Source organism: Chryseobacterium sp. Leaf404 (assembly GCF_001424145.1).
Taxonomy (GTDB): Bacteria; Bacteroidota; Bacteroidia; order Flavobacteriales; family Weeksellaceae; genus Chryseobacterium.
The window spans coordinates 173,248-198,398 of sequence record NZ_LMQM01000010.1 but is presented as its reverse complement, the minus strand read 5'-3'; the positions used below and the strand labels follow the sequence as shown (position 1 = coordinate 198,398).

The 25,151-nt window shown below is 36.3% G+C and carries 28 protein-coding genes and 1 tRNA gene; 12 read left to right on the top strand and 17 right to left on the bottom strand.

What is annotated here, in order from left to right:
- The 10 genes from hisB to holA form a co-directional block, all read right to left on the bottom strand.
- Positions 1-1,095, bottom strand: coding sequence for a bifunctional histidinol-phosphatase/imidazoleglycerol-phosphate dehydratase HisB (gene hisB, locus ASG31_RS06635; protein WP_056029579.1), 1,095 nt, complete (start codon positions 1,093-1,095; stop codon positions 1-3).
- Entirely contained in the window at positions 1,092-2,123 is a 1,032-nt protein-coding gene (gene hisC, locus ASG31_RS06630) for a histidinol-phosphate transaminase (protein WP_056031322.1), read from the bottom strand. The genes hisB and hisC overlap by 4 nt, the downstream gene beginning before the upstream one ends.
- Complete coding sequence (gene hisD, locus ASG31_RS06625; RefSeq protein ID WP_056029576.1) at positions 2,110-3,402, bottom strand: histidinol dehydrogenase; 1,293 nt, start codon at positions 3,400-3,402, stop codon at positions 2,110-2,112. Before hisD ends, hisC begins: the two co-directional genes overlap by 14 nt.
- A gap of 1 nt (position 3,403) precedes the next feature.
- Positions 3,404-4,261, bottom strand: coding sequence for an ATP phosphoribosyltransferase (hisG, locus tag ASG31_RS06620; protein WP_056029572.1), 858 nt, complete (start codon positions 4,259-4,261; stop codon positions 3,404-3,406).
- A gap of 306 nt (positions 4,262-4,567) precedes the next feature.
- Positions 4,568-4,638 (bottom strand) — tRNA-Ser (locus tag ASG31_RS06615).
- 141 nt (positions 4,639-4,779) lie between these two features.
- Positions 4,780-5,148 (bottom strand): fluoride efflux transporter CrcB, encoded by a 369-nt coding sequence (crcB, locus tag ASG31_RS06610; RefSeq protein WP_056029570.1) that lies wholly within the window; start codon positions 5,146-5,148, stop codon positions 4,780-4,782.
- 51 nt (positions 5,149-5,199) lie between these two features.
- Positions 5,200-6,141, bottom strand: a complete 942-nt coding sequence (gene trxB, locus ASG31_RS06605; protein ID WP_056029567.1) for a thioredoxin-disulfide reductase — start codon at positions 6,139-6,141, stop codon at positions 5,200-5,202.
- 120 nt (positions 6,142-6,261) lie between these two features.
- Positions 6,262-6,921 (bottom strand): hypothetical protein, encoded by a 660-nt coding sequence (locus ASG31_RS06600; RefSeq protein ID WP_056029563.1) that lies wholly within the window; start codon positions 6,919-6,921, stop codon positions 6,262-6,264.
- Complete coding sequence (locus ASG31_RS06595; RefSeq protein ID WP_056029560.1) at positions 6,894-7,352, bottom strand: hypothetical protein; 459 nt, start codon at positions 7,350-7,352, stop codon at positions 6,894-6,896. Before ASG31_RS06595 ends, ASG31_RS06600 begins: the two co-directional genes overlap by 28 nt.
- A gap of 255 nt (positions 7,353-7,607) precedes the next feature.
- On the bottom strand, positions 7,608-8,645 hold the full coding sequence (holA, locus tag ASG31_RS06585; RefSeq protein WP_056029554.1) for a DNA polymerase III subunit delta: 1,038 nt from the start codon (positions 8,643-8,645) through the stop codon (positions 7,608-7,610).
- Between the two features lie 7 nt (positions 8,646-8,652).
- Between holA and ASG31_RS06580 the strand changes: the two genes are divergently transcribed.
- On the top strand, positions 8,653-9,072 hold the full coding sequence (locus ASG31_RS06580; RefSeq protein ID WP_056029551.1) for a type I restriction enzyme HsdR N-terminal domain-containing protein: 420 nt from the start codon (positions 8,653-8,655) through the stop codon (positions 9,070-9,072).
- Between the two features lie 215 nt (positions 9,073-9,287).
- Positions 9,288-10,031, top strand: a complete 744-nt coding sequence (locus ASG31_RS06575) for a dienelactone hydrolase family protein (protein WP_185113200.1) — start codon at positions 9,288-9,290, stop codon at positions 10,029-10,031.
- Between the two features lie 41 nt (positions 10,032-10,072).
- Here the strand turns inward: ASG31_RS06575 and ASG31_RS06570 are convergent, their stop codons facing one another.
- The 7 genes from ASG31_RS06570 to ASG31_RS06545 all read right to left on the bottom strand — a co-directional run bounded on the left by ASG31_RS06570 (position 10,073) and on the right by ASG31_RS06545 (position 15,900).
- Positions 10,073-10,450, bottom strand: coding sequence for a PEGA domain-containing protein (locus ASG31_RS06570; RefSeq protein WP_056029548.1), 378 nt, complete (start codon positions 10,448-10,450; stop codon positions 10,073-10,075).
- A 141-nt stretch (positions 10,451-10,591) separates the two neighbouring features.
- Entirely contained in the window at positions 10,592-10,819 is a 228-nt protein-coding gene (locus ASG31_RS18455) for a hypothetical protein (RefSeq protein ID WP_131725512.1), read from the bottom strand.
- Positions 10,820-10,822: 3 nt separating this feature from the next.
- The gene (locus tag ASG31_RS06565; RefSeq protein ID WP_056029545.1) at positions 10,823-11,191 is read right to left on the bottom strand and encodes a cupin domain-containing protein; all 369 of its coding nucleotides are present in this window, start codon (positions 11,189-11,191) and stop codon (positions 10,823-10,825) included.
- Positions 11,192-11,358: 167 nt separating this feature from the next.
- Positions 11,359-11,889, bottom strand: a complete 531-nt coding sequence (locus tag ASG31_RS06560) for a GNAT family N-acetyltransferase (protein ID WP_056029542.1) — start codon at positions 11,887-11,889, stop codon at positions 11,359-11,361.
- 12 nt (positions 11,890-11,901) lie between these two features.
- A complete protein-coding gene (locus ASG31_RS06555; RefSeq protein WP_056029539.1) occupies positions 11,902-12,507 on the bottom strand; it encodes a DUF2911 domain-containing protein in 606 nt (201 codons plus the stop codon).
- Positions 12,508-12,812: 305 nt separating this feature from the next.
- Positions 12,813-14,726, bottom strand: a complete 1,914-nt coding sequence (locus ASG31_RS06550; protein WP_056029536.1) for a hypothetical protein — start codon at positions 14,724-14,726, stop codon at positions 12,813-12,815.
- 22 nt (positions 14,727-14,748) lie between these two features.
- Positions 14,749-15,900 (bottom strand): ATP-binding cassette domain-containing protein, encoded by a 1,152-nt coding sequence (locus tag ASG31_RS06545; protein ID WP_056029533.1) that lies wholly within the window; start codon positions 15,898-15,900, stop codon positions 14,749-14,751.
- Between the two features lie 103 nt (positions 15,901-16,003).
- Between ASG31_RS06545 and ASG31_RS06540 the strand changes: the two genes are divergently transcribed.
- From ASG31_RS06540 to ASG31_RS06495, 10 genes are all read left to right on the top strand, one after another.
- Positions 16,004-16,849: a hypothetical protein gene (locus ASG31_RS06540; protein WP_056029530.1), complete on the top strand. Its 846-nt coding sequence runs from the start codon at positions 16,004-16,006 to the stop codon at positions 16,847-16,849.
- 252 nt (positions 16,850-17,101) lie between these two features.
- Positions 17,102-18,382, top strand: coding sequence for an L-fucose:H+ symporter permease (fucP, locus tag ASG31_RS06535; protein WP_056029527.1), 1,281 nt, complete (start codon positions 17,102-17,104; stop codon positions 18,380-18,382).
- A 107-nt stretch (positions 18,383-18,489) separates the two neighbouring features.
- The gene (locus ASG31_RS06530; protein ID WP_056029524.1) at positions 18,490-20,130 is read left to right on the top strand and encodes a UxaA family hydrolase; all 1,641 of its coding nucleotides are present in this window, start codon (positions 18,490-18,492) and stop codon (positions 20,128-20,130) included.
- 234 nt (positions 20,131-20,364) lie between these two features.
- Positions 20,365-21,129, top strand: a complete 765-nt coding sequence (locus ASG31_RS06525; RefSeq protein ID WP_056029521.1) for an SDR family NAD(P)-dependent oxidoreductase — start codon at positions 20,365-20,367, stop codon at positions 21,127-21,129.
- Positions 21,130-21,324: 195 nt separating this feature from the next.
- A complete protein-coding gene (locus ASG31_RS06520; RefSeq protein WP_056029518.1) occupies positions 21,325-22,176 on the top strand; it encodes a fumarylacetoacetate hydrolase family protein in 852 nt (283 codons plus the stop codon).
- Positions 22,173-22,502 carry an L-rhamnose mutarotase gene (locus ASG31_RS06515; protein WP_056029515.1) on the top strand — a complete coding sequence of 110 codons (330 nt, stop codon included), beginning with the start codon at positions 22,173-22,175 and terminating at the stop codon, positions 22,500-22,502. Before ASG31_RS06520 ends, ASG31_RS06515 begins: the two co-directional genes overlap by 4 nt.
- Positions 22,503-22,530: 28 nt before the next feature.
- A complete protein-coding gene (locus ASG31_RS06510) occupies positions 22,531-23,355 on the top strand; it encodes an amidohydrolase family protein (protein WP_056029512.1) in 825 nt (274 codons plus the stop codon).
- Positions 23,356-23,669: 314 nt separating this feature from the next.
- Positions 23,670-24,452 (top strand): SDR family oxidoreductase, encoded by a 783-nt coding sequence (locus tag ASG31_RS06505; RefSeq protein WP_056029509.1) that lies wholly within the window; start codon positions 23,670-23,672, stop codon positions 24,450-24,452.
- Positions 24,453-24,583: 131 nt separating this feature from the next.
- On the top strand, positions 24,584-24,838 hold the full coding sequence (locus tag ASG31_RS06500) for a hypothetical protein (RefSeq protein ID WP_131725511.1): 255 nt from the start codon (positions 24,584-24,586) through the stop codon (positions 24,836-24,838).
- Positions 24,828-25,121, top strand: coding sequence for a type II toxin-antitoxin system RelE/ParE family toxin (locus ASG31_RS06495; protein WP_056029503.1), 294 nt, complete (start codon positions 24,828-24,830; stop codon positions 25,119-25,121). Before ASG31_RS06500 ends, ASG31_RS06495 begins: the two co-directional genes overlap by 11 nt.
- The last annotated feature ends 30 nt before the right edge of the window (positions 25,122-25,151 follow it).

The following is a 25,151-nucleotide window of genomic DNA, read 5'->3' as shown; positions in this document are numbered from 1 at the left end:
TTATAAACTTCCTTTTGTGGATGGAATACTGAAATTCTGATCTGTCTGTTTTACGGCCATTTTAATCACTTTTGCAAACGCTTTAAACACCGATTCTATCTTGTGATGTTCGTTTTCTCCCTCCACTTTGATATTCAGATTTGATTTTGAATAATCTGTGAAAGATTTAAAAAAGTGATAAAACATTTCTGTAGGCACATCGCCGATCTTTTCACGTTTAAAATCTGCTTCCCAAACCAGCCAGGATCTTCCTCCCAAATCAATGGCTACCTGAGCCAGACAGTCGTCCATGGGTAAAAGAAATCCGTATCTTTCTATTCCTTTTTTATTGGCTAATGCTTTCAAAACCGCTTCACCAAAGACAATTCCTGTATCTTCAATGGTGTGATGCTCATCAACCTGAAGGTCTCCGTTTACTTTTATTTTCAGGTCTAAATTTCCGTGTTTTGAAATTTGCTCAAGCATGTGATCGAAAAAATGCAGACCAGTGGAAATTTCTGATTTACCGCTTCCGTCCAGATTGATTTCAATTTCAATTTCAGTCTCATTGGTTTTTCTGGAAACTTTTGCCTTTCTGGGAATCTGTTTTAGGTAAGAATAAATTTCACTCCAGCTTTCAGTGTTTAAATCTGCCTCGAAACTCCCGGTTTTATTGATGAAAATCGCTTTTGAACCCAAATTTTTGGCCAGCTGAATATCTGTAAGCCTGTCACCAATCACGAAAGAATTTTCAAGATCGTAATTTCCGTAAATGTACTTGATGAGCATTCCTGTTCCCGGTTTTCGGGTCGGTAAATTTTCGTGTTCAAAACTTCTGTCAATTAAAATATCGCTGAAAATAACACCCTCATTTTCAAATGCTTTCAACATTTTCTCCTGTGGTTTTATGAACGTGTCCAGCGGGAAACTGTCTGTTCCCAAACCATCCTGATTGGTCACCATTACCAGTTCAAAATCCAGTTCTTTTGAGATTTTAGAAAGATTTTGAAATACTCCCGGATAAAATTCAAGTTTTTCTAAAGAATCGACCTGAAAATCTAAAGGTGGCTCCATAATTAATGTTCCGTCCCGGTCTATAAACAATACTTTTTTCATGATTCAATATTTTTTAAAACATCAGTTAATCTGTAATTTTCTTCCACCGATCCTACATTAATGCGGATACAGTTCGGAATTTGTGGATCTCTTTTACTCGTCAGAATTTCGTTTTCCAATAATTTCCGGTAAACCTTTTCTGCATCATCAAATTCGATCAGGAAGAAATTGGCGTCACTCTTATAAACTTTTTTAATGCATTTAACCGCTTCAAAACTTTTTTCTAACCTGATTCTTTCGCTTAAAGTATTTTTGATGTTAAAATCTAAAACATTCTGTTTATCAATATTTTTCAAAACAAAATTTAAGCTTAAAGAATTGAGATTATAAGGCGATTTCACCGTATTAATGATTTTAATAATTTCCTCTGAAGCATAAGCAATACCCACTCTCGCACCGGCCATTCCCCAGGCTTTTGAAAAGGTCTGAAGAACAATCAGATTGGGATATTTTCCTAATAATTCTCTACAGGATTTTTTTTCTGAAAATTCGATGTACGCTTCATCTACTATTACAATTCCGTTAAAATTTTCGAGATAAAATTCAATGTCTTCAATGGAATTTCCCGTAGGATTGTTTGGTGAACATAAAAAGAAAATTTTCAGCGATTTATCTTTTACGATGCTTAAAAAATCATCTTTTATAATTTCAAAATTTTCATCCAAATTCAGCTTTACCACCTTATTTTCATTGATGGATGCGTAAAAACCATACATTGCAAAAGACGGATTCATCATTAAAACAGAATCTTTTTTTGGTTCACAGAATATTCTGGTGATTAAATCGATCAGTTCATCACTTCCATTTCCGACAGCAACTTGATTTACAGAAACATTTTTCAGCTCTGAAAGTTTTTGTTTGAGTTTCCTTTGTGTAGAATCGGGATAGCGGTTATAATCCCCAAACGGACTTTCATTAGCATCCAGAAAAACAGGATTTTCAAACGTATTCTGATCTCTGAAACTCACGTATGGTTTTAATTCGAGAATATTTTTCCGAACAAACTGATTGATATTAAATTTCTTCATTTTCATTTTTTAATCTGATGGAAACTGCGTTTTTGTGAGCAAATAAACCTTCTGCCTCCGCCATTATTTCTATTGTTTTACCCAAATTCCGAAGCCCCTTCTCTGACAGGCTCTGAAATGTAATCTTCTTCACAAAACTATCTAGTGAAACACCGCTGTAATTTTTGGCAAAACCATTGGTGGGAAGCGTATGATTTGTTCCGCTCGCATAATCGCCCGCACTTTCACAGGAATAATTTCCAAGAAAAACCGAACCTGCGTTTTGAATTTTCTGAATGTAATTTTCAAAATCTTTTACCGCTAAAATCAAATGTTCCGGAGCGTATAAATTACTGAAATCCAATGCCTCGTCAATGTTTTCAACCAAAATGAAATGACTTTTTTCCAGTGCTTTTTCAGCCATTTCATTCCGTGGAAGTTCTTTGATCTGCTTTTGAACCTCATTCATGGTTTCGTTGAAAATTTTCAAGTTTGTTGAAATAAAAACAGCCTGACTGTCGCTTCCGTGCTCAGCCTGTGAAAGTAAATCTGCGGCACAAAAGGCAGGAACAGCAGTTTCGTCGGCAATGACTAAAACTTCACTTGGTCCGGCAGGCATATCAACGGCAACTCCAAAACTTTGGGCATATTCTTTTGCAGCAACCACAAACTGATTTCCAGGACCGAAAATTTTATAAACATCAGGAACCGTTTCTGTCCCAAAAGTCATTGCAGCAATGGCTTGCGCGCCTCCGGTTTTAAAAATTTCAGAAATTCCACATAATTTTGCAGTATAGAGAATCGCGGGATTTACGTTATCGTTTTTGTCTGGCGGTGTGCATAAAACAATCTTGCTGCAACCCGCTAACTGTGCGGGAATTGCCAGCATCAAAACCGTGGAAAATAGCGGCGCGGTACCTCCGGGAATGTAAATTCCCACTTTCTCAATGGCTCTGTTTTCGCGCCAGCAAATCACTCCTTCTGTAGTCTCAATCTTTTCAATATTACTACTTTGTATTGCGTGAAACTTTGTAATGTTTTCTTTTGCAACCTTTATTGCTGTTTTCAATTCTTCGCTGACTGCCTGTTCCGCAAGTTCAATTTCACGATTTGAAACTCTGAGATTTTCCGACTCTGCAGCATCGAATTTTTTATTGAAATACTTTAAAGCCTGATCGCCATTTTTCTCAACTTCTGTGAAGATTTCCGCAATGGTTTCTGCCAGTTTCTGTTTCGGTAAAATCTGTCTTTCAACCAATTCTGACCAGTTTTCTTTTTTTGGATACTGATTAATTATCATACTAAATCACCATTTTATCGATTGGAATTATTAAAATATCCTGCGCACCTTTAATTTTAAGCTCATCGATGACTTCCCAGAATCGCTCTTCATCAATTACAGAATGAATGCTGCTCCAGCCATTTTCTGCGAGCGGAATAACGGTAGGACTTTTCAAAACAGGTAAAACATTTGAAATTTCAGAAATTTTATCATCAGGAACGTTCATCAAAATGTATTTTGAATTTTTTGCCCGTAAAACAGCCTGAATTCTGAACAGAAGCTTTTCTAAAATACGCTCTTTTTCCATTTCTAAAGCATTCGTTTTCGCCAAAACCGCTTCAGACCTGATGAGAGTTACAGTTTCTCTCAAACCATTTTTAAACAGGGTGCTTCCGGAACTTACAATATCACAGATGCCGTCTGCAAGACCGATGTTTGGAGCGATTTCTACTGAACCCGAAATGATGTGGATGTCTGCAGAAATATTTTTTTCTTTTAGAAAACTTTTTAATGTGTTGGGATAGGATGTTGCTATTCTTTTCCCCTCGAAATACTCGGGGCCATCATTTTCAATCTCTTTGGGAACTGCCAGAGAAACTCTGCATTTAGAGAAGCCCAGTTTTTGAACAATTTCAATATTTTTTTGCTTTTCTATCAGCAGATTTTCACCTACAATTGCGATGTCTACCACTCCATCTTCCAGATATTGTGGAATATCTGAATTTCTTAAATACATAATTTCCAAAGGAAAATTATCTACCAAAACTTTAAGCTGATCTTTACCATTATTGACGTAAATTCCGCAATCTTTGAGAAGCTGAAGAGATTCTTCGTACAGCCGTCCGCTTTTCTGAACAGCTATTTTTAATGTACTCATATTAACTTTTTTGTTAGGTCTGAGCAAATAAAATGATTAAATGAAATAAATTTTCCGGGAAGAATTTAGAAACAAAAAACCGTCTGTTTACTCAGACGGTTTGTATTATTTGATATTTTAACAGTGTTGCATAATCAATCAATTCCGTCTTAGCAGAGATGATGATAATGATGTACTGTTAAAAAATTCGGTTTCATTGTTGAAATTTGTACTGCAAATGTAAATCTAATAATTCAGACTTACAATATATTTTTTAAAATAATTTAGACCAATAAAAAAAAGCATCGTACAAACGATGCTTTTCTGCGGAGAGAGAGGGATTCGAACCCCCGAATAGTTTTCAAGACTATCGCAATCGACCACTCTGCCATCTCTCCAAATACTGCTACGGTATCCCGTTTTCAGTGGTGCAAATATAGGATGTTTTTAAATTCTGACAAAATATTCTTAAAATAAAATTTAAGTTTAATTATTAATTCCTTAAAAATCAGATTAATTAGTTTAATAGAGAATATGCCTCAAATTAAAGTTTCTGCTTTGATTCCTAAAATTACGGCTCCAAAACCCAAAATTACACTTAATGAAACATAGATCATTAAAGTATAATAATCTTGACTCTGCCACAATGAGTAATTTTCAACTGAAAATGCGGAGAATGTTGTAAAGCCACCACAAAATCCTGTTATCAAAAGATATTTGAGGTAATTATCAACTTTTAAAAAGTACGAACTGAGAAACCCTATCAGCAGACAGCCCAAAATATTGACCACAAAAGTTCCCGTCGGAAATGAATTAATCGTCCAAAGTTTTTGGGTGTAAAACGACATCAGATAACGTGCAATGCTCCCAACTCCGCCACCAAGAAAGATGAAAAACAGATTTCTCATATTAAAAAAGAAACGCACATATGAGGTGCGCTTCGCATTTTGTAATTAAAATTAATTCAATTCAGCCAAATACTTTTCAGCATCCATGGCAGCCATACAGCCACTTCCTGCCGCTGTAATTGCCTGTCTGTAGATGTGATCCTGAACGTCTCCGGCAGCAAATACGCCTGGAAGATTTGTTCTCGTAGAACCTTTTTCAGTTGCGATATATCCGTTTTCGTCTAAATCGATTTGACCTACGAAAATATCTGTATTCGGTTTGTGTCCGATGGCGATGAAAATTCCGTGAACATCTACGGTAGATTTTTCCTGAGTCTGGTTGTTGATAACCACTGCTCTTTCCACTAAATTATTTTCACCTTCAATTCCGATTAATTCGTGGTGGAATTTCACTTCGATATTCGGTGTGTTTTCCACTCTGTGAATCATCGCTTTTGAAGCTCTGAACTCGCCTTTTCTTACCAACATGGTTACTTTATTCACCAGTTTAGCAAGGTAAGTTGCTTCTTCAGCCGCAGTATCTCCTGCACCAACAACCACAACATCTTTTCCTCTGTAGAAAAATCCGTCGCAGGTTGCACATGCGGATACTCCTCCACCGTTGTATTTTTTTTCGTCGTCTAAACCTAAATATTTTGCTGTGGCTCCAGTAGAAATAATCACAGATTTTGCCAAAATTTCCCTATTCCCTGCATATAATTTGTGGATACCACCAACTTCATTTGAGAATTCAGCTTTGGTAATCATTTCGTAATGCACTTTGGTGTCGAATCTTTCGGCTTGTTTCTGCAAATCCATCATCATTTCAGGGCCAGTAATTCCTGCCGGATAACCTGGGAAGTTATCAACTTCTGTAGTCGTTGTTAACTGTCCACCTGGCTCTAAACCTGTGTACAATTCGGGTTTAAGGTCTGCTCTTGCTGCATAAATGGCTGCGGTAAAACCAGAAGGTCCGGAACCAACAATCACACAATCTAAAATATTTTGCTCCATAATTTATTTGTCATTTTCAAGGGTGCTAAGGTCGGAATTTTTAATGTTTTATTAAAGTAAAATTAATGATAGTTGTCAATATTTAATATGTTAAAAGTCGATGAACCAACTGTAACAGACTTATTTTAAAAACTGACGCAGTTCTGAATTGATATTGTTCCTGTTTAGATTAAAAATTTTAAAACTTTCCTCCAGCGAAGTTCCGTTTTTGAAAACCGAAAAAAGTTTTTCTTTACCAAATTTCGCAATAATCATTTCACATAAGACGGCTGAAACCACGTAAGGAACCGGAGTTTCTTTTTCAAAGTATAATCTTTCGTAAACGTTTAAATGTTTCAAAACATCAAAATCAGGATTTTCTGTGAGGAATTTCTTCAGTTTTTCTTTTTGCCATTGGTAATCAAATTTTCCGCTTCCGCCAAAGTAAGTAGCAATTCCTTCATCGAAATAGGAATTTATTACTGGGAAAAGTTTAGACGTATATAGATGAACCACTTCATGCGTGTAATATTCGGAATTATTTCCAGATATGATGATATTGTAATCTTCTGCAAATCCGCCAGAGTTGCTTGTATACATCATCGGATGATAATCAAATCCTTTTAATTTAAAAACTTCTTCCGCTGAAACTGCGGAGTAATAAAATATCTGAAACTTCTCAACTCCAAAAAACTCTGAAAGAAGATTGATGTCTGCTTTTTGTCTTTCAACTTCCTCTATATTGAAATTTTTCGAAGGCGAAATGTAGTACGTTAAATTATCCTCTTTTTGATTCGCCAATCTTTTGTTACATAATTAATGTATTTACTGAAGAAAATTTTGCCTTCAATTTTTACTGCAATCATATTGTAAATTGCTTTGATCAGATTTGATTCTGTTTCTTCGTTGTAACCGATATATGCTACTTTCACAATTTTTTTATCTTCTTCGCCAGTAGAAATAATTTCCATTAATGAAGGTTGACAAAAATTACTTCCCATTTTTCCACTTTCTATACCAATAAGCTCATGGTAGGGAAATTTGAACATTTTAATATCAGATTCCAGCCAAAATTTTGATCTTTGTGTTTCTAAAAACTTCCCTAGTGTTTCAATAATTTGAATATTAAAAGAATCCTTCCGGTTGACAGAAGGCGATATTGATTTTATTTTGGATTGAGAATAAGAAAACTGAAAAAGTAAAACGAATATGATTGCAAAAAAAAATTTCATTCTAAAATCTTTGTATTGAAACAACTGTGAATATTAACTAAAAAGTTATTGTTAAAAACACCTTGCGACCCGACCTGAGTGGAGCTCTTTTTGTAAGCCAGGGAAAATGCGGTGGCACAAAAAAGCGGGAATGGAGGGCGGAAATTGTCGCCATAATAAAAAATATCAAAACTGACTTTCGACGCAGTCAATTTGTCGCCCAAAAAAAATTCACTTACATAGGAAAATTGACAATTCACATTTCACAATTGCCCTCTACACTTTCGTTTTTATTTTGTCAATATTAATAATCTTGTACACCAGTTCCTTGATCAGCTCTGCATCATCCATGTTTACGGCTCCCAGACCTTTTCCTTTCATGTCAAATTCCCTTAGGGTAGAAATAACTCTTGTCGCGTGCTTCAGCGGATAAAATCTTGCAGCTTCGGCAAAATCTTTTACGAAGTAAGGATTAATGCCCATTTGCGAGGCAATAGAATTGGGAGACTGCCCAATCATCGTGTTGTAAATAATGATATTAGAAAAATAATTGTACAGGCTCGCCAACATCATTACAAACGGGTTGTTTTTTGGATTCTTGCCCATATAATAAGCGATTTTCATCGCTGCATCAACATTTTTTGAACCTAAAGCTTTCTGTAGTTCGAAAACATTGTATTCCTTTGAAATTCCGATGTGGTTTTCTACCATGGTACCGTCTAAAACTTCGCCTTCCTTCAAAATAATTTTGAGTTTTCCCAGTTCGTTGGCGATTCTGGAAAGGTCGTTTCCGAGATATTCTGCAAGGAGATGAGAAATATTGGGGGCGGTTTTTATATTAAGCCTGATGCATTCATCGGCAATCCATTTAGCAAGATTAAAATCTTTGACCGACTCACTGAGGAATAAAAATTTCCCTTTGTCCAAAAGTTTAGTTACTTTTTTCCGGCTGTCTAATTTTTTGTGTTTGTGGGCAAAAACGAGAACCGTTGATGGCACGGGATTTTCGAAATAGGTTTCCAGAGCATTGGTGTCCACCTCTGCCATTCTCAGATCCTGAGCTTCTTTTACAATGATCACCTGTTTGTCGCCCATCATTGGAAACTGTCTGGCAAGAGAAAGAATTTCGGGGTATGTGGTGTCTTTTCCGTAGACTACAGTTTGGTTGAATGCCTTTTCGTCTTCGCTTAGAAAGTCGTGTTCGAGGGCTTTTACAGCAATATCAATAAAGTAAGGTTCTTCTCCGTGGAAAAAATAAATCGGTAAAACTTCTTTATTTTTAATATTTTTGAGGATTAAATCTAATTCTTTCATCGTATAAATGGAACTTCCAAAACTGAATTTTCAGGAAACTTTTGATTTTAAATTCAAGAAAGACAAAGATAAGTTTTTTATCTATGACTTGGTGCGCAAAACTTACCTTTTGCTCACGCCTGAAGAGTGGGTTCGACAGCATTGGATTCATTATTATCTTACGGTGAAATCGTATTCGACTTCAGCTTTAATCACGGAAAAAAAGATTGTTCTGAATGGTCTGACCAAGAGAATTGACCTCTTAATTACGGAAAAAGCACAGCCTAAAATTTTGATTGAATGCAAAGCTCCGCAAATCAAACTGACCGAGAAAACCTTCGAACAGACCGCAAGATACAACTCCATTATCGGCGCAAAAGAAATCATTTTAACGAATGGTTTACAGCATATTAATGCTTTTTATGAGAATGGGGAATATCATTTTTAAAGAGGAGGTTAAGGTTAATTTTAAGGCTAAGTTTTAAGAACATCTGTAATTTTTTTTAAGCGATTTTTTTTAGCATTGGTACAATAAATATTTTTCACGAATAACATTAATTAAAGATTGTAATCTTTGTGGAATAATTTGTGCAGATTGTGTTTAGGTTAAAAAATTATAAGTATCATTGTTTGACATTTATTTCACATCAAATACTATAAAATATGATTAAATCAATCTTCATTACAGCAACTTTGCTTGCTTCAGCAACAGTTTTCAGTCAGAATCTTAAGAAAGTTTCTTATCAGGACGGTGCACAAAAACTCAATGGTTTAGTTACTTCAAATGCAGGGAAAAAACTTCCCGGAGTTCTCATTCTTCCCGCCTGGAAAGGCATTGACGATGAAGCGAAAACGGCTGCGGCTGATTTGGAAAAACAGGGCTATATTGCATTTATCGCTGATATTTATGGTGAAGGAAATATTCCGACAGACAATGCTTCTGCTGCTAAAACGGCGGGTTTTTATAAGAAAGATTTTCAGGCTTATCAGAAGAGAATTTCTTTGGCTTTGGAAGAATTAAAGAAGAACGGTGCCATTCCTGAAAAAATTGCGGTCATTGGTTACTGTTTTGGAGGAACCGGAGCTTTGGAAGTGGCAAGAGGGAAAATGCCTGTTGTAGGTGTAGTTTCTATTCACGGGAGTATTGGTAAAGATCAGTCCAGACCGAATGATTTGATTTTAACTAAAATTTTAGTGGAAAATCCTGCGGAAGATCAAAGTGTAACGCCTGAGGATTATAACAATTTGGTTAAGGAAATGAAAGAAGGCAAGGCAGACTGGCAGATTATTACGTACGCCAATTCAAAACATACTTTTACTGACCCGAAATCGGCAGATTACAATCCTGTGATGGCAAAAAGAGCCTGGAATCATACGCTGATGTTTCTCAGGGAAATTTTGAAATAATTTAAAAAAGCAGTGTATAAATGATCTACACTGCTTTTTTTCTATTTTGTCGCCAACTCTGCGGTAACAGCTTTTGGTGAATATTTGGTTAAAGAGCCCGTTGCTGCATCAATTCCCACGCCGATTGCTCCGCCTAAAAGAATGTTGACCAACGATACGGCATTGAATTTTTTTGTCAGTTTTACTTCCTGAGAAACATAGCCTTCTTTTGCAAAAGTGACAGTCTGCTTGCTCAGAGATCTAGGAATTTCCACTTCACATGGCGTTGTACATTTTTCAACACCTTTATGAAAAACTTTTGCACCTTCCGGTTGAGAAGTAAAAGAAATTTTGTCTTTTGTACCCGTAAGAATAGTCGCGCATGACGTTGTGGAAACTGCCAATGCCAACAGTAATCCATAAGATAAAAATTGTTTCATGTATATATTTTAGTGCGGCAAACTTAATGAAATAATTCAAGAAATTAAGATTTAAATCGAAGCAAAAATTAATAAATATACTTTCAAAATGTCATTTTAAAGCAGTGGTTAATAACCTGATCTTGTTTTTTATATTTTAAATTATTCAGTGACGGTGTTACAACTGGAACACCAGCAGTATTCTTTTTCCTTATCTTTTAATCTGATTTTCGCAATCTCTCCGCAGTTTTCGCAGGTTTGCTTATCGCTCTCCACTTCTTTTGCTTCGTAATCACAATCAAAACAGCTCCATGTTGGCAGAGGGAATTTCCCGCCTAAAAACCTTGTGAACGACTGTTCCTTACATTTCGGACATATTTGTAACGCCATATTTTAATTATTTTCCTGTTCTCTGTTGACCAATTCCATCGAAAAAGCTGGCAGACAAACCGCAATGTACTCGCAGATTTCTTCAAACGGATTGCTGTACCGCACTCTGGCTCCTTTTTCGATCATAATACTCTGACCTTTCTCTAAAATAACTTCTTCTCCATCGATTTCGAATTTCTTTCTGCCGGAAATAATTACGGTAAATTCATCAAATTCCGGAGTTTGATGCGGCTCGCTCCAGTTTGGCGGAGCAACCATGTGGGCAATAGAAATGTTGGGCGTTTGGGTGGAATTTCCCCAGTGTTCTTCTATCAGTTTGCCGTCATTGGTAGGAACGACGAAAGGGGATTTCTGGATTTTATATTTTTTCATAGTTTATTTTTGAAGACAAAATTGACGAAAGATTTTTAAATAATTCTGCTTTAAATTTTACTGATCGGTTTTTGTTTTAGATCTGAAAATATTTAAAAAATTTATAATTAACAAATATTTAAACCTGAAAGAATCTGCTCCATCAGCAAAATCTGCGTGAGGTGATTTCACCTAAAATGATTTTCCTTTTTGATTTCGTAAACAAAATTAGTGCGGGTCGGTTCACCAAAATAGGCAATTTCTTCTTCAGCAATTTTATTCCCGCCTAATCTTTCCAAAGCAATTTGCGAACGGAGATTTTCTTTTCCGATATGAAAATATACTATATCAACAAACTGAAAAATGTAATCCATCATCAGTTTTTTTATCTGCGGGTTAATGCCTTTTCCCCACGAATCGGTTCCGTAAAAAGTGTAGCCGATGAAAATACTGTTTTTAGATTCATCATAATCGTAAAATCTAGTACTTCCCAAAACGGCTCCAGTTGATTTTTCCACAATTTTAAAAGCACCTTTACTTTCGATTGCACCTTTAAAAAAAAATTCAAAAACTTCTCTTTTATAGCGGTCTTTATTCGGATGCTGCTCCCAGACTTTCGGATTGGAGGCTACCTCATACAACAATTCAAAATCCCCTTGCTGTAAGGGGATTAATTGATGTTTTTCGTTTTCTAAAACAGGTTGAATTGAAAAGTTCATCTTTTAAATATCTTAACTTTTTGCTTTCGCAGCGTCAGATTCTATTTTTTTGATTTCTTTTAATTTCTCAGCAATTTTAGTTACTGCTTCAGGTTTTGCAGGTTTCAATGCTACTTCAGCCTCCGCCATATCCCATTTGATGACCAAATTTCCCGAATTTTCGTCGGTTGGGTCTAAGGTAATTTCAAACCACTCCTGTTTATCAGCCAATTTATTTACCGGAACAGTTACATCCACAACATCTTGTTTCGGATCGTAAGTATAAGCTCCCCACTGCTGAAAATCTTTATTTAATATTACTTTCCATTCTTTTTCTGTAGGAACGATAAATAAACCGTAAGTTCCCGCAGGAACCATTTTTCCCCCGAAATTAACGGCCTGACCGAATGTAACTTTTGTAGATGAGTTAGCACCGGCTCTCCAAACCTGTCCGTAAGGAACCAGTTCACCGAAGATTTTTCTACCTTTCACGCCTGGTCTTCCGTAATCTATACTGATTTTAGACATAGAAAACTGCTGCTCCACTTTCTGACGCGGGCTCGCTGCCGGTACCGAATAATCCTGTGCAAAACTGAAAGCCGAAGCCGAAATGCAAATTGCGAATAATAATTTTTTCACTTTATTTTAAATTTTGATAAAAATACAAAATGGTTGTAAGAAATTGGTTTTTGGGGATGATAAAGTTTGTTAAAATATATGTGATCATGTCGCAAACAGTTTTAAAGTTGAATCACGCGCGCCCCGACCTGAATGGAGCTCTTTTTGTAAGCAGAGGGAAATGCGATGGCACAAAAAAGCGGGAATGGAGGGCGGAAAAGGCGCCATAAAAATGAAACTGATGTTCATTGAAACCAATTTGATTTAATTTAAAAAAACCTCATAAGAAAACTTACAAGGTTTAAATAAAATTTAATTTTAAAAAATTATTCCGGTCTTGCCTTCCATTTTTGGAGGATGGCAGTGTAGAAGTATGTGAAAATAAAGCCCGCAATCAGTAAAATATAGCTGAGATTTAGGTCTAATATTTCTATAATAGAATGACAGTCTTCGTAAGAAACATTGAGTGTAGAATCGTAAACTCTGGCTCTGCAAGCTGCTTTCTGATGCATTGAAACAATTACAAACAACATAAGAACAAATAAAACGAAGCCGTTCAGCGAGATATTAACAAAAACTGAAGTTACCATTTTGCTAAACCTATTGATGCTGAAAATTGGGATGAAAAGAATATACAGTGAAATAAACAAAGCCAGATAAGACGCAAAATACTCTTCGCCACCGGTTCTGGAAACCGAATAGAGAACGGTAATTAAAGTGACAGCCAAGGTAAGCACTCCCGCCGAAATGACACTGAACAACAATGATTTCAAACCCGTAATTCTAAAGCTGAAGATAAATGACGCCAGAAAAAACGCAATCCAAAGGTAAATGTGGATATTCTGAGAGAAAAAGTCATACGTTTTCACATCGTCAACGCTTTCTAAAAAGTCTTTCAGATTGTCTGCGTAGTAATAATAATCTGTTGTATTTTTTTTGAAATAATCTTCGGGAGAAATCTGCGAACTGATTTCCGGATTGAAATCTCTGATCAGAATACTGTCATTTACAATCCTGCCGTTTTCATCTACAATCGCTGCATCTTCATCCACAACACCTACCACAGAATCTACTGCTACAGCGGTTTCACCGTCATAATCGTACGCTGGAGGACTGGTGGGATCATACTCTTGCCCAATGCTGGGTTTGTATTTTTTAATGAAATAGCGGACGTTAAATTCTGTTGGGTTATACACCATTTTCGTCCATTGCTTGGCGTCAAGATTGTTTTCAATAGCAAACTGGTTTGAAATTTTTAAAAATTCTGTTAACAGTTTTTCTATATCCACAGAATTATTTTTATCTAAAAGTTGTGTGGTTTTTCTGTTGATTTCAGCTTTTTGCTTTTTAAGATCAAGGTTCTGTTGATTTACATTGTTTTTTTCATCATAATTTACAGGATAATAATCTCTAACCGGATTTTCAATTCCGTAAAAAACTTCAGAAAAATTATAGAAACTGATTCCGTCAGATTTTACAAATTCAGAGACATCAACCACATCTTTTTTGAAGTAGAATGTTTCAGATTTATTTCCATCTCTCAGAGAATAGAGCACTTTTTTCTTTTCAGAATTTTCGGGTTCTGGAATAATAAATTCTCTCTGATTATCTTTGCTGTAAGATGTTTTTGAATATACAGAATTAAACTGATACACTCTGTTGTAATAAACGTGATATTTTTTGGTACGGTCTACTTTCTTAATATCGGTTTCGCAGTATAAATCATAGAACTGCTTGGGCGAAAGACGGTTGTCTAAAGTGTAGAGTTCTAAATTCTGACTTAAAAAGGCGTTTCCAAGGTTGATGGTTTCGATGTTCTGTTTCATCTCAGCATCAGGATATTTACTGTTGATAAACGTCCTGAAACCCACCATATAAGAAAAGTAAAAAGTAGTGCAGACAAAAATAATGACAAAATACTGAACAAACTGCAGAAACAGTTTTCCTTTGGAATTAGGATAAAAATTCTTGAAAGCATTGTTTCTAAACATCATAATCAGCCATCCGACAATCATCAGAATGGAAATAATCAGATGAATGAGAATAATTCCGTCACGGAAGTAGTCATCTGTAACATTCGATGTTTGCAGCGACATCGGGTTGATGTGTGAAAGATATCCTATGACGAAAAATAAAATATGAACGGCAATTCCCGCCGAAAGCATCCACACAATTTTGGTATTCCAGACCGTAGGATATTTTTCGAGCAGAAACTGATTGAATTTATTGATTTTTTGCATTGTAATTTAAATAAATAAGGTATTAATTGACGAAAAATCTTCTGGTGGATGACGAAATATTCCGGATGTAAACAATATCGGTTTTGGCATTTCCCAAAGCAGACAATACATTATAAAACTCGGTATCTGCAGAGAAATATGCAACATAAACACCCCCATTGAAATTCAGTTTTTCAAGTTGGAAAGCATTGAAAACTTCCAACAGACTTTCTCTAGAACTTGGGGTGTCAATTTCTATAATTAAACCGTCATTTTCGGCATTATTCAGTTCAGAATTGTCTTTGTACTGACCGTTTTTCAGGAAGATCACTTTGTCTGAAACTTTTTCAACCTCATACAGTTGCTGCGAGCTCAAAATCAAAGCGATTGGATTATTAACAGAATTTGCAATCGATTTTAAATCTTCCAGAATTACCTGCTGAGCCAACACATCAAGATTTGCCAACGGTTCATCCAAAAGCAGAATTTCCGGCTGTCTGAGGAGCGTTCTCGCCAGTTCGAAACGCATTTTGTAACCCGATGACAGTTCGCTCCACTTCAGATGCTTGTAATTCCAAAGTCCGAGGCGGGCAATCATCATCAGTGTGCGGGTTTCGTTTTCGTCAGGTTTTACGCCGTAATTTGACAGGACAAATTTCAAATTATCTTTTAAACTTCCGTACCATTTTTCAGTTCGCTGCGGTATGTAAACCAGCTTGGTACAAAGATCAAAATCATCTTTGGGCTCCTGATTAAATGAATAGTTCAGTTCGCCTTCGTTAAAGGAAATTTCTTTAGCTAAAATTCTCAGCAAGGTTGTTTTCCCGTTTCCGTTCTCACCTACCAAACCGTAAACCTGACCTTTATTGATTTCCATTGAAACCGGACCGAGAGAAAACCGGTTGCTTCCGTAGGATTTCAGAATATTTCTCGCCCGAAGCACAGATTTTTCCGTTAAATGTTCCTGCACAGGAATTTTCTCGATTTTTGTGAGAAGAATTCTAGATTTTTCAATCAGTTCTTCGGTATATGTCGGGAACTTTTCTTTCCAGTCTGTCAGTTCGATGGCTTCCCTGTAGATTTCCATGTTTTGAGTATCCATGGCACAATCGAGCAGTTTTCTGAATCCCAGAACAGTATCTTTATTGTCAAAAAAATGCTGAACTTCCTTCACACGCTGTTGATGTTTCGTCATTAGTAAAAATTAGTTAGACGAATATAACCAAAATTTAAAAGCAAAATATATCAATTTATAGAGAAAAATTTAATGACTATATTTGACTCAATTTAATTTTAAAATGATCCGGAAAATAGCTTTACCATTCATACTCATCAGTTTTGCTCTGTTCAATGCACAACAAAACATTCCTTTTAGATTAACAAAGCACAACAATATTATCGTTAAGACTTTGGTTAATGATAAAGATTCTCTTCATCTGATGTTTCAGATTGCGATGGAAGATGCGTCGATTTCACCAGAAAGAATAAGAAAAGCTGACCACATCATTTTTAAAGATATAATTAGCGACGGAAATACAGTGAAAATCGGACAAAGAAGATACAAAAATATAAGATTTTACAACAACGAATTAACCGGTCACGAAGCGGACGGAAAAATAGGAATTGCAATTTTTAAAGACAAATTTTTCAAAATTGATTATGACCGCAGCGAGTTTATTGTTTATAATAAAGAGCCTGATTTGAAAGGTTATGATGCAATTGATCTGAAAGTGGAAAACGGTCAGTATTTTATTCCTGCTGAGAGTATTATAGACCTTGAACGGCCGAAAGCTTATTTTCTGTTACAGTCTGGCTATTCGGGAGGTTTGATGTACAGCAATCAATTTGCAGATGACAATAAATTAGATGAGAAACTGTTTATCACCGGAGAAAAATCGTTAAAAAATTCTGCCGGACAAACGATCACCACAAAACAGGGGATTTTACCGTTTCTAAAAATAGGAAGTCATAGTTTAAGCCATGTCAGTGTTGGATTTTTCACCGGAGATATTCAAAATCAGAAAACGAACTATCTTGCTGCCGATGTGATGCGCAGATTCAACTGGATTTTTGATAAAGAAAGAAAAAAAGTTTATATAAAACCAAGTAAATATTTCAAAAAACCATACTATAAAATTAGCTAGTCATCCTTTTTTTAGAATTCAAAATTTCACACAATTTTATCAGCTTCACAGAACCTTGTCAGAATGTCAAACTGTCATGCACTATCATGTATCATCAATTTTATTCTCGTTTAATTTTTATATTTTTAAAAAATCAGATTGATGTTTAAATTTTAATCAATACTTTTTTAATATTATCATTAATAATGTTGATGCAACCGATTAACTGATAGTTTGAAAAACAGTCTGAATAATTTTAAAATAACCAAATTAATGAATAATAATCCTACCGGAAATTCAATTTTATCTTCACCGAAAAAGAGAAATTACGGACTTCCACTAATTTTGATCACAAGTCTGTTTTTCTTCTGGGGATTTATTCACAACCTCGATCCAATCTTAATTAAACATTTAAGAAGTGCATTTCAATTAAATCATTTTCAGGCTTCATTGGTGGATTCTGCAGTTTTTGCGGCTTATTTCCTTTTGGCAATTCCAGCGGGAATGATTATTCAGAAATATGGTTACAAGACAGGAATTTTGGTGGGTTTATTTTTCTTTGCAGCAGGATGTTTTCTGTTTGTCCCCGCAGCCAATACTGTGAGTTATCCGTTCTTTCTTGGAGCTTTATTCATTTTGTCCTGTGGACTGGCCGTTCTAGAGACGGCCGCAAATCCTTACATCACCGTTTTAGGACCACCTGAAAAAGCCACACAGAGATTAAACTTTGCACAATCTTTCAACGGTTTGGCAGCTTCAATTGCTCCCATTGTTGGCGGAATTTTTATACTGAGTGAAGAACCAAAATCGCAGGCTGAACTTTCAACACTTTCTGAAGCTGCAAAATTAGCTTACATTCAGGCAGAAACTGCTTTGGTAAAAGGACCTTACCTGATTTTAGGAGCGATTCTCTTACTGGTCATGTTTTTATTTCTATTCATAAAATTACCGGAAGTAACTGAAAGCAACGAAAACTCTTCAAAAAATTATCTTCAGGTTTTAGGCGTGAAAAATGTAGGATGGGGCGTACTGGCTCAGTTTTTTTACATCGGTGCACAGATTTATGTCTTCAGTTTTCTTTTGGTTTTCGCAGAAGACGCTGTTGATATGAAAGGTCAGGAAGCAAAGTATTACGCAGGTGTAGCAGGATTTTTATTTATGATCGGCCGTTTTGCGGGAACTTTTCTGATGAAATACATTTCACCACAAAAATTACTTTCAGTGTACAGCGTAATCAGTGTAATTCTCACAATCTGGATTATTTTCGGATCAGGAATTTCTACTTTGTATGCGCTTGTTGGATTGACTTTCTTCATGTCCATTATGTTTCCGACGATTTTTGCTTTGGGAATTGAAGGTGCCGGTGCAGATACAAAGACTGCTTCAAGTCTTCTCATCATGTCGATTGTCGGAGGCGCGGTCATTCCTCCTCTTGCCAGTAAAATCACAGATATTTCAGGGAATATTCAGCATTCGTATGCTGTACCTCTACTCTGTTTTATCATTGTTTTTCTGTTTTCATTGAGGTTCAGAAATAAAAGTTCTCTACAATAATTGAGTAAAAGAATGTTCTTTATTGAGCAGAGCGCCTTCGCCAACGAAAAATATGCAGAACAATATTAAAAAAATCTTTGCGCTCTTTGCGTTTAAATGATATTAAAATGAGCAATTTAATTTTAAAAATAAATCCAAAAGACAACGTTTTAGTCGCCCTTCAGGATATTCCTTCGGAAACTGAAATTTTTTTTGAAGGAAAAACGTATAAAATTCTGGAACCCATTCCTGCCAAACATAAATTCTTTATGAATGATATGAAACAGGGTGACGAGATCTTCATGTACGGCGTTTTGGTCGGAAAAACGCAGTATGACTTGTCATCGGGAACCCGAATGACCACCGATAATACAAAACACGCCGCCGAACCGTTTTACTATCGCGAAGTGGATTATCAATGGACAAAACCTGATGTTTCCAGATTTTTGCATAAAACTTTTAAAGGTTACCACCGTTCAAACGGCGATGTGGGAACGGCCAATTACTGGCTTTTTATCCCTACCGTTTTTTGTGAAAACCGTAATCTTGATATTATTAAAGAATCTCTGTATGACAGTTTGGGATATGCGGTCGATGCAAAATACAAAGATTACACGCAACAATTGGTGGAAGCGATTTCCAAAGGAGATAATTTGGATGAACTTAATTTTTCGCCTTCCAATATTCCGGCGAAAGAGAGAGTTTTTAAAAATGTTGACGGCATCAAATTTCTGAATCACACCGGAGGTTGTGGTGGAACAAGACAGGATTCAGATTCCCTGAGTAAACTTCTAGCAGCTTACGCAGATCATCCCAACGTCGCAGGGGTTACTTTGTTGAGTCTGGGGTGTCAGCATCTCCAGATTGATAATTTCAAAAGAGATTTATACAATAGAAATCCTGATTTTAATAAACCTTTACTCGTTTTTGAACAGCAGAAAGCGGTCAGCGAAGAAATAATGATTAAAAATTCTATTTTTGAAACAGTGAAAGGTCTTCAGGAAATCAATAAAATTGAACGTGAAGATGCGCCGCTCAGCAAACTTTGTGTTGGGGTGAAATGTGGCGGAAGCGATGGTTTCAGCGGAATTTCAGCCAATCCTGCAGTCGGACATCTTGCGGATATTCTTTCTGTTTTGGGAGCTAAAGTTCTCCTTGCTGAATTTCCTGAATTATGCGGAGCAGAACAGGAATTAATAGACCGAGCCGTAAATCAGGAAACTGCTGAAAAATTCATTCGACTGATGACGGAATATGATGAGCTTGCTCATGCAGTCGGTTCAGGATTTTACATGAATCCATCACCAGGAAATATTAAAGACGGACTGATCACAGATGCCATAAAATCTGCCGGTGCAGCAAAAAAAGGTGGTTCCTCTCCTGTCGTAGATGTTTTGGATTATACTGAGCCTGCGACAAAACCAGGATTAAGTCTGGTTTGTACACCAGGAAATGATGTGGAAGCCACCACGGGAAAAGCTGCTTCAGGAGCGACTTTAATTCTGTTTACTACAGGACTTGGCACGCCGACGGGAAATCCGGTTTGTCCGGTGATCAAGGTGGCGACGAATACTGTTCTGGCTGAAAGAATGTCAGATATTATTGATATTGATACAGGAGCAATCGTTCGTGGCGAAAAAACGATTCAGCAGATGGGCGAAGATATTCTGGATTTCTGTATTGAAGTGGCAAGCGGGAATATTATTCCAAAAGCGGTGGCTTTGAATCAGGATGATTTTATTCCCTGGAAACGAGGGGTAAGTTTATAGGAAGAACAAAGTTAAAAGTTAAAAGTAAAAAGAGCCAAGGTTGAAGGCAAGCATATTAAGAATAAAATGTAAAATAATGAGAGTGTTATTTCAAAATCAATAGGAAGCCTTAGCTGAGTGAAATTGAACAATTCGACGAAGTCAAACGCCTTTGCGATCGAAAAATATGCAGAACAATATCAAAGAAATCTTCGCGCTCTTTGCGTTAAAAACAAATAAAAACTTAAAATATAAATGTTTTCATTAAAAAATAAAAAAGCCGTTGTGACAGGCGGAGGAAGCGGAATTGGGCAGGCGATTGCGGTTCAGTTGGCAGCTAATGGTGCGGAAGTTCATATCCTTGAAATTACAGAGCAGAACGGACAGGAAACGCTTGGGAAAATTCAGTCTGTGGGGGGAAATGCTAAAGTTTATGCCTGTGATGTCTCAAAACAGAAAGATGTTTTGGCAGTTTTTGATCAAGTCGGAGCGATCAATATTCTTGTAAATAATGCAGGAATTGCTCACATCGGAAAAGCTGACACGACTTCGGAGGAGGATTTTGACAGAATTTATAATGTCAATATCAAGGGCGTTTACAATTGTCTGTTTGCCGCAATTCCTCAGATTAGAAAATCCGGCGGCGGTGTGATTATTAATATGGCTTCCATTGCTGCGTTGGTGGGAATTCCGGACCGGTTTGCGTACAGTACGGCGAAAGGTGCGGTGAAAGCAATGACGATGAGTGTTGCAAAGGATTATATCAGTGAACATATCCGTTGTAATTCGATTTCTCCGGCGCGGGTGCATACCCCTTTTGTGGATGGATTTTTAAAGAATAATTATCCTGATAATATTGAAGAAATGTTTGCCAAATTATCGAAAACACAACCTATCGGAAGGATGGCTCAGCCTGAGGAAGTCGCCTCTCTAGCATTGTATTTATGTAGTGACGAAGCATCATTTATTACTGGTGTGGACTATCCTATCGACGGAGGTTTTACTACTTTGAACAATTAAAATCTGTAAATTAAAACAAAAGTTGAAACGGTGAAAAACTACCCTAGCCCCGATAGAAACGGCATCCTTTTTTGTCATTGCGGTGGCGAAAAAGTACAACATTTGATCACGTTGATCGCAATGACAAAAAAAATATAGTGGATAGCGGGATTAGCTTCAAATAAAAATTTGGCTTTTAAATAATATAAAAATAATATGAAATTAATAAAATTCGGACAGCCGGGACAGGAGAAACCGGGCGTCATCATCGGAGACAAAAGATATGATGTTTCTCATCTGGTGCGAGATTATGATGAAAATTTCTTTTCTGGTGAGGCGATTGAAAATTTAAAATCTGAAATACATACCCATAATTTACCTGAAATTTCTGCTGACGAAAGACTGGGAGCTCCTTTGGCAAGACCTTCAAAAATTATCTGTGTGGGACTGAATTATAAAGACCATGCGGCTGAAACCAACGCGCCGATTCCGCAGGAACCGATTTTGTTTTTTAAGGCGACTTCTGCGATTGTGGGTCCGAATGATGATTTAATTATTCCAAAAACGAGCACCAAAACCGATTGGGAAGTTGAGTTGGCCATTGTGATTGGAAAAAAAGCGAGCTATGTTTCTGAGGAAAGTGCCCTTGAGCACGTTGCCGGCTATGTTTTGCACAACGATTATAGCGAAAGAGCCTTCCAGCTGGAGAGAAATGGACAGTGGGTAAAAGGTAAAAGCTGTGATACCTTTGCGCCGATCGGACCGTTTATTGCGACGCCTGATGAGATTGAAGATGTTCATAATCTTCATTTATGGCTGAAGGTGAACGGGGAAATTCTGCAGGATGGGAATACTTCAAATCTTATTTTTAATGTGCCATTTATTGTGAGCTACATCAGTCAGTTTATGACTTTGCTTCCGGGTGATATCATCAGTACAGGAACGCCTGCGGGTGTTGGTTTGGGACAAAAACCTGAGCCCTGGTATCTGAAATCCGGCGACGTGGTGGAACTGGGAATTGATGGTTTGGGAAGTAGCATCCAAAAAGTAAAAGCGTACGACGAATGAAAAAATTCTGTCTTGCCCTCGACTTGATTGATGACCCTGAATTGATTGCGGAATACGAAAATTATCATCAAAACATCTGGTCTGAAGTCAGACATAGTATTTTGGATTCTGGAATTGTAAATATGGAAATTTATCGGGTTGAAAACAGATTGATGATGATTGTTGAGGCTGATAAAAATTTCTCTTTTGAAGCTAAAAATGAAGCGGATAAAAACAATCCGACAGTTCAGGAATGGGAAGAACTGATGTGGAAATTTCAACAGAAGTTGCCCAATTCGAAAGCTGGAGAAAAGTGGCGGTTGATGGACAAAATATTTTCGCTGTAAATTACATTTTAGATAAAAATAATTCAATATGACTATTGATTCTCACGTTCATTTCTGGAAGTTTGATCCGGTTCGGGATTCATGGATTACGGATGAAATGAATGCTATCCAAAAAGATTTTTTGCCGGTAGATTTTTCTTTATATTTAAAAGAAAACAGCATTGATGGCTGCATTGCAGTTCAGGCTGATCAGAGTGATGAAGAGACTGAATTTTTGGTCAATTTAGCTAAAGAAAATCCTTTCATTAAAGGTGTTGTCGGCTGGATTGATTTGACTTCTAATCATATTGAAGAATTGCTTGAAAATTATCAGTCTGAAAAATTAATTAAAGGGTTCAGGCACGTTGCAGAGGGAGAAAATCTTGGTTTTTTATTAAGAGAAAATGTTCTCAATGGAATTTCAAAGCTTCATCAGTTTGATTATACATTTGATATTTTGTTGAGACAGGATCAGCTTTCGGACGCAGTAAAACTTTCGGGAAAATTATTCGATCAACCTTTTATTCTGGATCATTGCGGAAAACCGGATTTGAGAACAAATGATTTAAAAGACTGGGAACAAAATATTACAGAGCTGTCTCAAAATCCCAATATCTATTGTAAGATTTCAGGACTTTTAACGCAGGGAAACAGGAGTATGATTGATGAGAAATCAATTTTCAAAGTTTTAGATTTTGTTTTTGCAAAATTCGGAATTCAGCGGTTGGTTTTTGGAAGTGACTGGCCTGTGATGCTTTTGGGAGGAAATTATGCTTTGTGGATGGAATTGATTACAAAATATGTTAGTCAGTTCACTGAAACTGAGCAGCAATTGTTTTTCTATGGAAATGTTGAGAAATTTTATAAATTATAATTAACCACAAATCGAAGATTCGACGAAGTTAAAAGTCGCAAAAGATTTTGACACACAAGTCACATTAGATTAAGTTTAATGCTTTGAGAATATTTAGAGCACATAAGTTTTAAAAATCAAAAATTTTTGTAGGAGAATGTGATAAATTAAAGACTTATTCTTTGCTGAGTGAAATCGAAGATTCGACGTAGTCAAACGCCTTTGCCTCAAATATATAATTAATTTTATTTGAATCGGCGAAACTTTGTTTTGCGAACTTAAAAACAATTAGTGTTCAAAAAGATCTTTGCGCAATTTGAGTTAAAAAAAACATTATGAATTTAAATTTAGACAATAAAATAATCATCGTAAGCGGCGGTGCAAAGGGAATTGGAAATGCTATTGCAAAAGTTTTGGCTGAAGAAAAAGCATTGCCAATCATTATCGGAAGAAATAAGTATGATAACAGGAAAGCTGTTCAGGAAATCGTCGAAAATGGTGGCAAAGCTGATTTTGTGACTGCCGAACTTTCGCAGCCTGAAGAATGCAAAAAAGCGATTGATGATGTCGTAAAAAAATATAGCAAAGTTGATGGAATCGTCAATAACGCGGGTGTCAACGATGGTGTTGGATTGGAAAACGGTTCGTATGAAGGATTTATTTCTTCCTATCATAAAAATGTGGTGCATTACTACCTTTTGGTGCAACACGCACTTCCCTATCTGAAGGAAAGTAAAGGCTCAATTTTAAATATAGGAAGTAAAACCTCAGAAACCGGACAGGGCGGAACTTCCGGATATGCCGCAGCAAACGGCGCGAGAAATGCTTTGACGAGAGAATGGGCGGTTGAACTTTTGCCTTACAGCATCCGAGTGAATGCGATTATTGTTGCCGAAGCCTGGACACCGCTTTATCAATCGTGGATTTCTACGTTTGAAGATCCGGATGAAAAATTGAAAAGTATTACTTCAAAAATCCCTTTGGAAAACCGCATGACGACTTCTGAGGAAATTGCTGATATGGCGGCTTTCCTTTTATCGGAAAGATCTTCGCATACAACGGGGCAATTGATTCATGTGGATGGTGGATATGTGCATTTGGATAGGAGTTTGGGGTAAAATTCGGTGGCAAGTTTTAACTATTTTAAGTCATGCTTTTCAAATTTATCATTGACTCTCAATTACAATTCATAAATCAGAATCACAATTTTGAATTAAAATTTTTATTAACTTTGATAAAAATAAGTCCAATGAGTTCTAACACATTACATATAATCAACCAAAAACTAAAGAATGAACCTGAGGAAATTCTGAAACAAGTTTTGGGATATCTTGATGGAATTATTGAAAACAAATCTGAAAAAAATTGGTATGAACATAATTTAAATTACCAGTTGACAGATCAGCAGAAAAGTGAATTGGATGCAATGGAAAATTTGAAAGATGAAGATTTTATGCCTATTGAAGATTTGTTTGCTGAAATGAAAGCAAAGTATGGCATTTAAAATAGTAACCACTTCTAAAGCAAATAGAGACATTATAAATTCTTTCGAATATTACAAAGATGTCGCTGGTAAAAGAGTAGCAAACAGTTTCTTTAGGGATTTCAAATTTACAGTGAGCAAACTTAGGAAAGTTACGTACTACCAAAAAATCCACAACGATTTTCACCGTTTGCCACTTAAAGTTTTTCCATTCATTATTATTTATAAGATTGAAAAAGATAAGGAAATTATAAAAATTTTCAGAGTTTTTCATACCTCACAGAATCCTGAAAAATATCCATAAAAAAAGCGGAAGAAAAAATCTTCCGCTTTT

Bases quoted from the DNA above. Each gene is read 5' to 3' on its own strand.
- hisB (WP_056029579.1), bottom strand. From the start codon at position 1,095: ATGAAAAAAGTATTGTTTATAGACCGGGACGGAACATTAATTATGGAG.
- hisC (WP_056031322.1), bottom strand. From the start codon at position 2,123: ATGAAGAAATTTAATATCAATCAGTTTGTTCGGAAAAATATTCTCGAA.
- hisD (WP_056029576.1), bottom strand. From the start codon at position 3,402: ATGATAATTAATCAGTATCCAAAAAAAGAAAACTGGTCAGAATTGGTT.
- hisG (WP_056029572.1), bottom strand. From the start codon at position 4,261: ATGAGTACATTAAAAATAGCTGTTCAGAAAAGCGGACGGCTGTACGAA.
- crcB (WP_056029570.1), bottom strand. From the start codon at position 5,148: ATGAGAAATCTGTTTTTCATCTTTCTTGGTGGCGGAGTTGGGAGCATT.
- trxB (WP_056029567.1), bottom strand. From the start codon at position 6,141: ATGGAGCAAAATATTTTAGATTGTGTGATTGTTGGTTCCGGACCTTCT.
- ASG31_RS06595 (WP_056029560.1), bottom strand. From the start codon at position 7,352: ATGAAATTTTTTTTTGCAATCATATTCGTTTTACTTTTTCAGTTTTCT.
- holA (WP_056029554.1), bottom strand. From the start codon at position 8,645: ATGAAAGAATTAGATTTAATCCTCAAAAATATTAAAAATAAAGAAGTT.
- ASG31_RS06580 (WP_056029551.1), top strand. From the start codon at position 8,653: ATGGAACTTCCAAAACTGAATTTTCAGGAAACTTTTGATTTTAAATTC.
- ASG31_RS06575 (WP_185113200.1), top strand. From the start codon at position 9,288: ATGATTAAATCAATCTTCATTACAGCAACTTTGCTTGCTTCAGCAACA.
- ASG31_RS06570 (WP_056029548.1), bottom strand. From the start codon at position 10,450: ATGAAACAATTTTTATCTTATGGATTACTGTTGGCATTGGCAGTTTCC.
- ASG31_RS18455 (WP_131725512.1), bottom strand. From the start codon at position 10,819: ATGGCGTTACAAATATGTCCGAAATGTAAGGAACAGTCGTTCACAAGG.
- ASG31_RS06565 (WP_056029545.1), bottom strand. From the start codon at position 11,191: ATGAAAAAATATAAAATCCAGAAATCCCCTTTCGTCGTTCCTACCAAT.
- ASG31_RS06560 (WP_056029542.1), bottom strand. From the start codon at position 11,889: ATGAACTTTTCAATTCAACCTGTTTTAGAAAACGAAAAACATCAATTA.
- ASG31_RS06550 (WP_056029536.1), bottom strand. From the start codon at position 14,726: ATGCAAAAAATCAATAAATTCAATCAGTTTCTGCTCGAAAAATATCCT.
- ASG31_RS06545 (WP_056029533.1), bottom strand. From the start codon at position 15,900: ATGACGAAACATCAACAGCGTGTGAAGGAAGTTCAGCATTTTTTTGAC.
- ASG31_RS06540 (WP_056029530.1), top strand. From the start codon at position 16,004: ATGATCCGGAAAATAGCTTTACCATTCATACTCATCAGTTTTGCTCTG.
- fucP (WP_056029527.1), top strand. From the start codon at position 17,102: ATGAATAATAATCCTACCGGAAATTCAATTTTATCTTCACCGAAAAAG.
- ASG31_RS06530 (WP_056029524.1), top strand. From the start codon at position 18,490: ATGAGCAATTTAATTTTAAAAATAAATCCAAAAGACAACGTTTTAGTC.
- ASG31_RS06525 (WP_056029521.1), top strand. From the start codon at position 20,365: ATGTTTTCATTAAAAAATAAAAAAGCCGTTGTGACAGGCGGAGGAAGC.
- ASG31_RS06520 (WP_056029518.1), top strand. From the start codon at position 21,325: ATGAAATTAATAAAATTCGGACAGCCGGGACAGGAGAAACCGGGCGTC.
- ASG31_RS06515 (WP_056029515.1), top strand. From the start codon at position 22,173: ATGAAAAAATTCTGTCTTGCCCTCGACTTGATTGATGACCCTGAATTG.
- ASG31_RS06510 (WP_056029512.1), top strand. From the start codon at position 22,531: ATGACTATTGATTCTCACGTTCATTTCTGGAAGTTTGATCCGGTTCGG.
- ASG31_RS06505 (WP_056029509.1), top strand. From the start codon at position 23,670: ATGAATTTAAATTTAGACAATAAAATAATCATCGTAAGCGGCGGTGCA.
- ASG31_RS06500 (WP_131725511.1), top strand. From the start codon at position 24,584: ATGAGTTCTAACACATTACATATAATCAACCAAAAACTAAAGAATGAA.
- ASG31_RS06495 (WP_056029503.1), top strand. From the start codon at position 24,828: ATGGCATTTAAAATAGTAACCACTTCTAAAGCAAATAGAGACATTATA.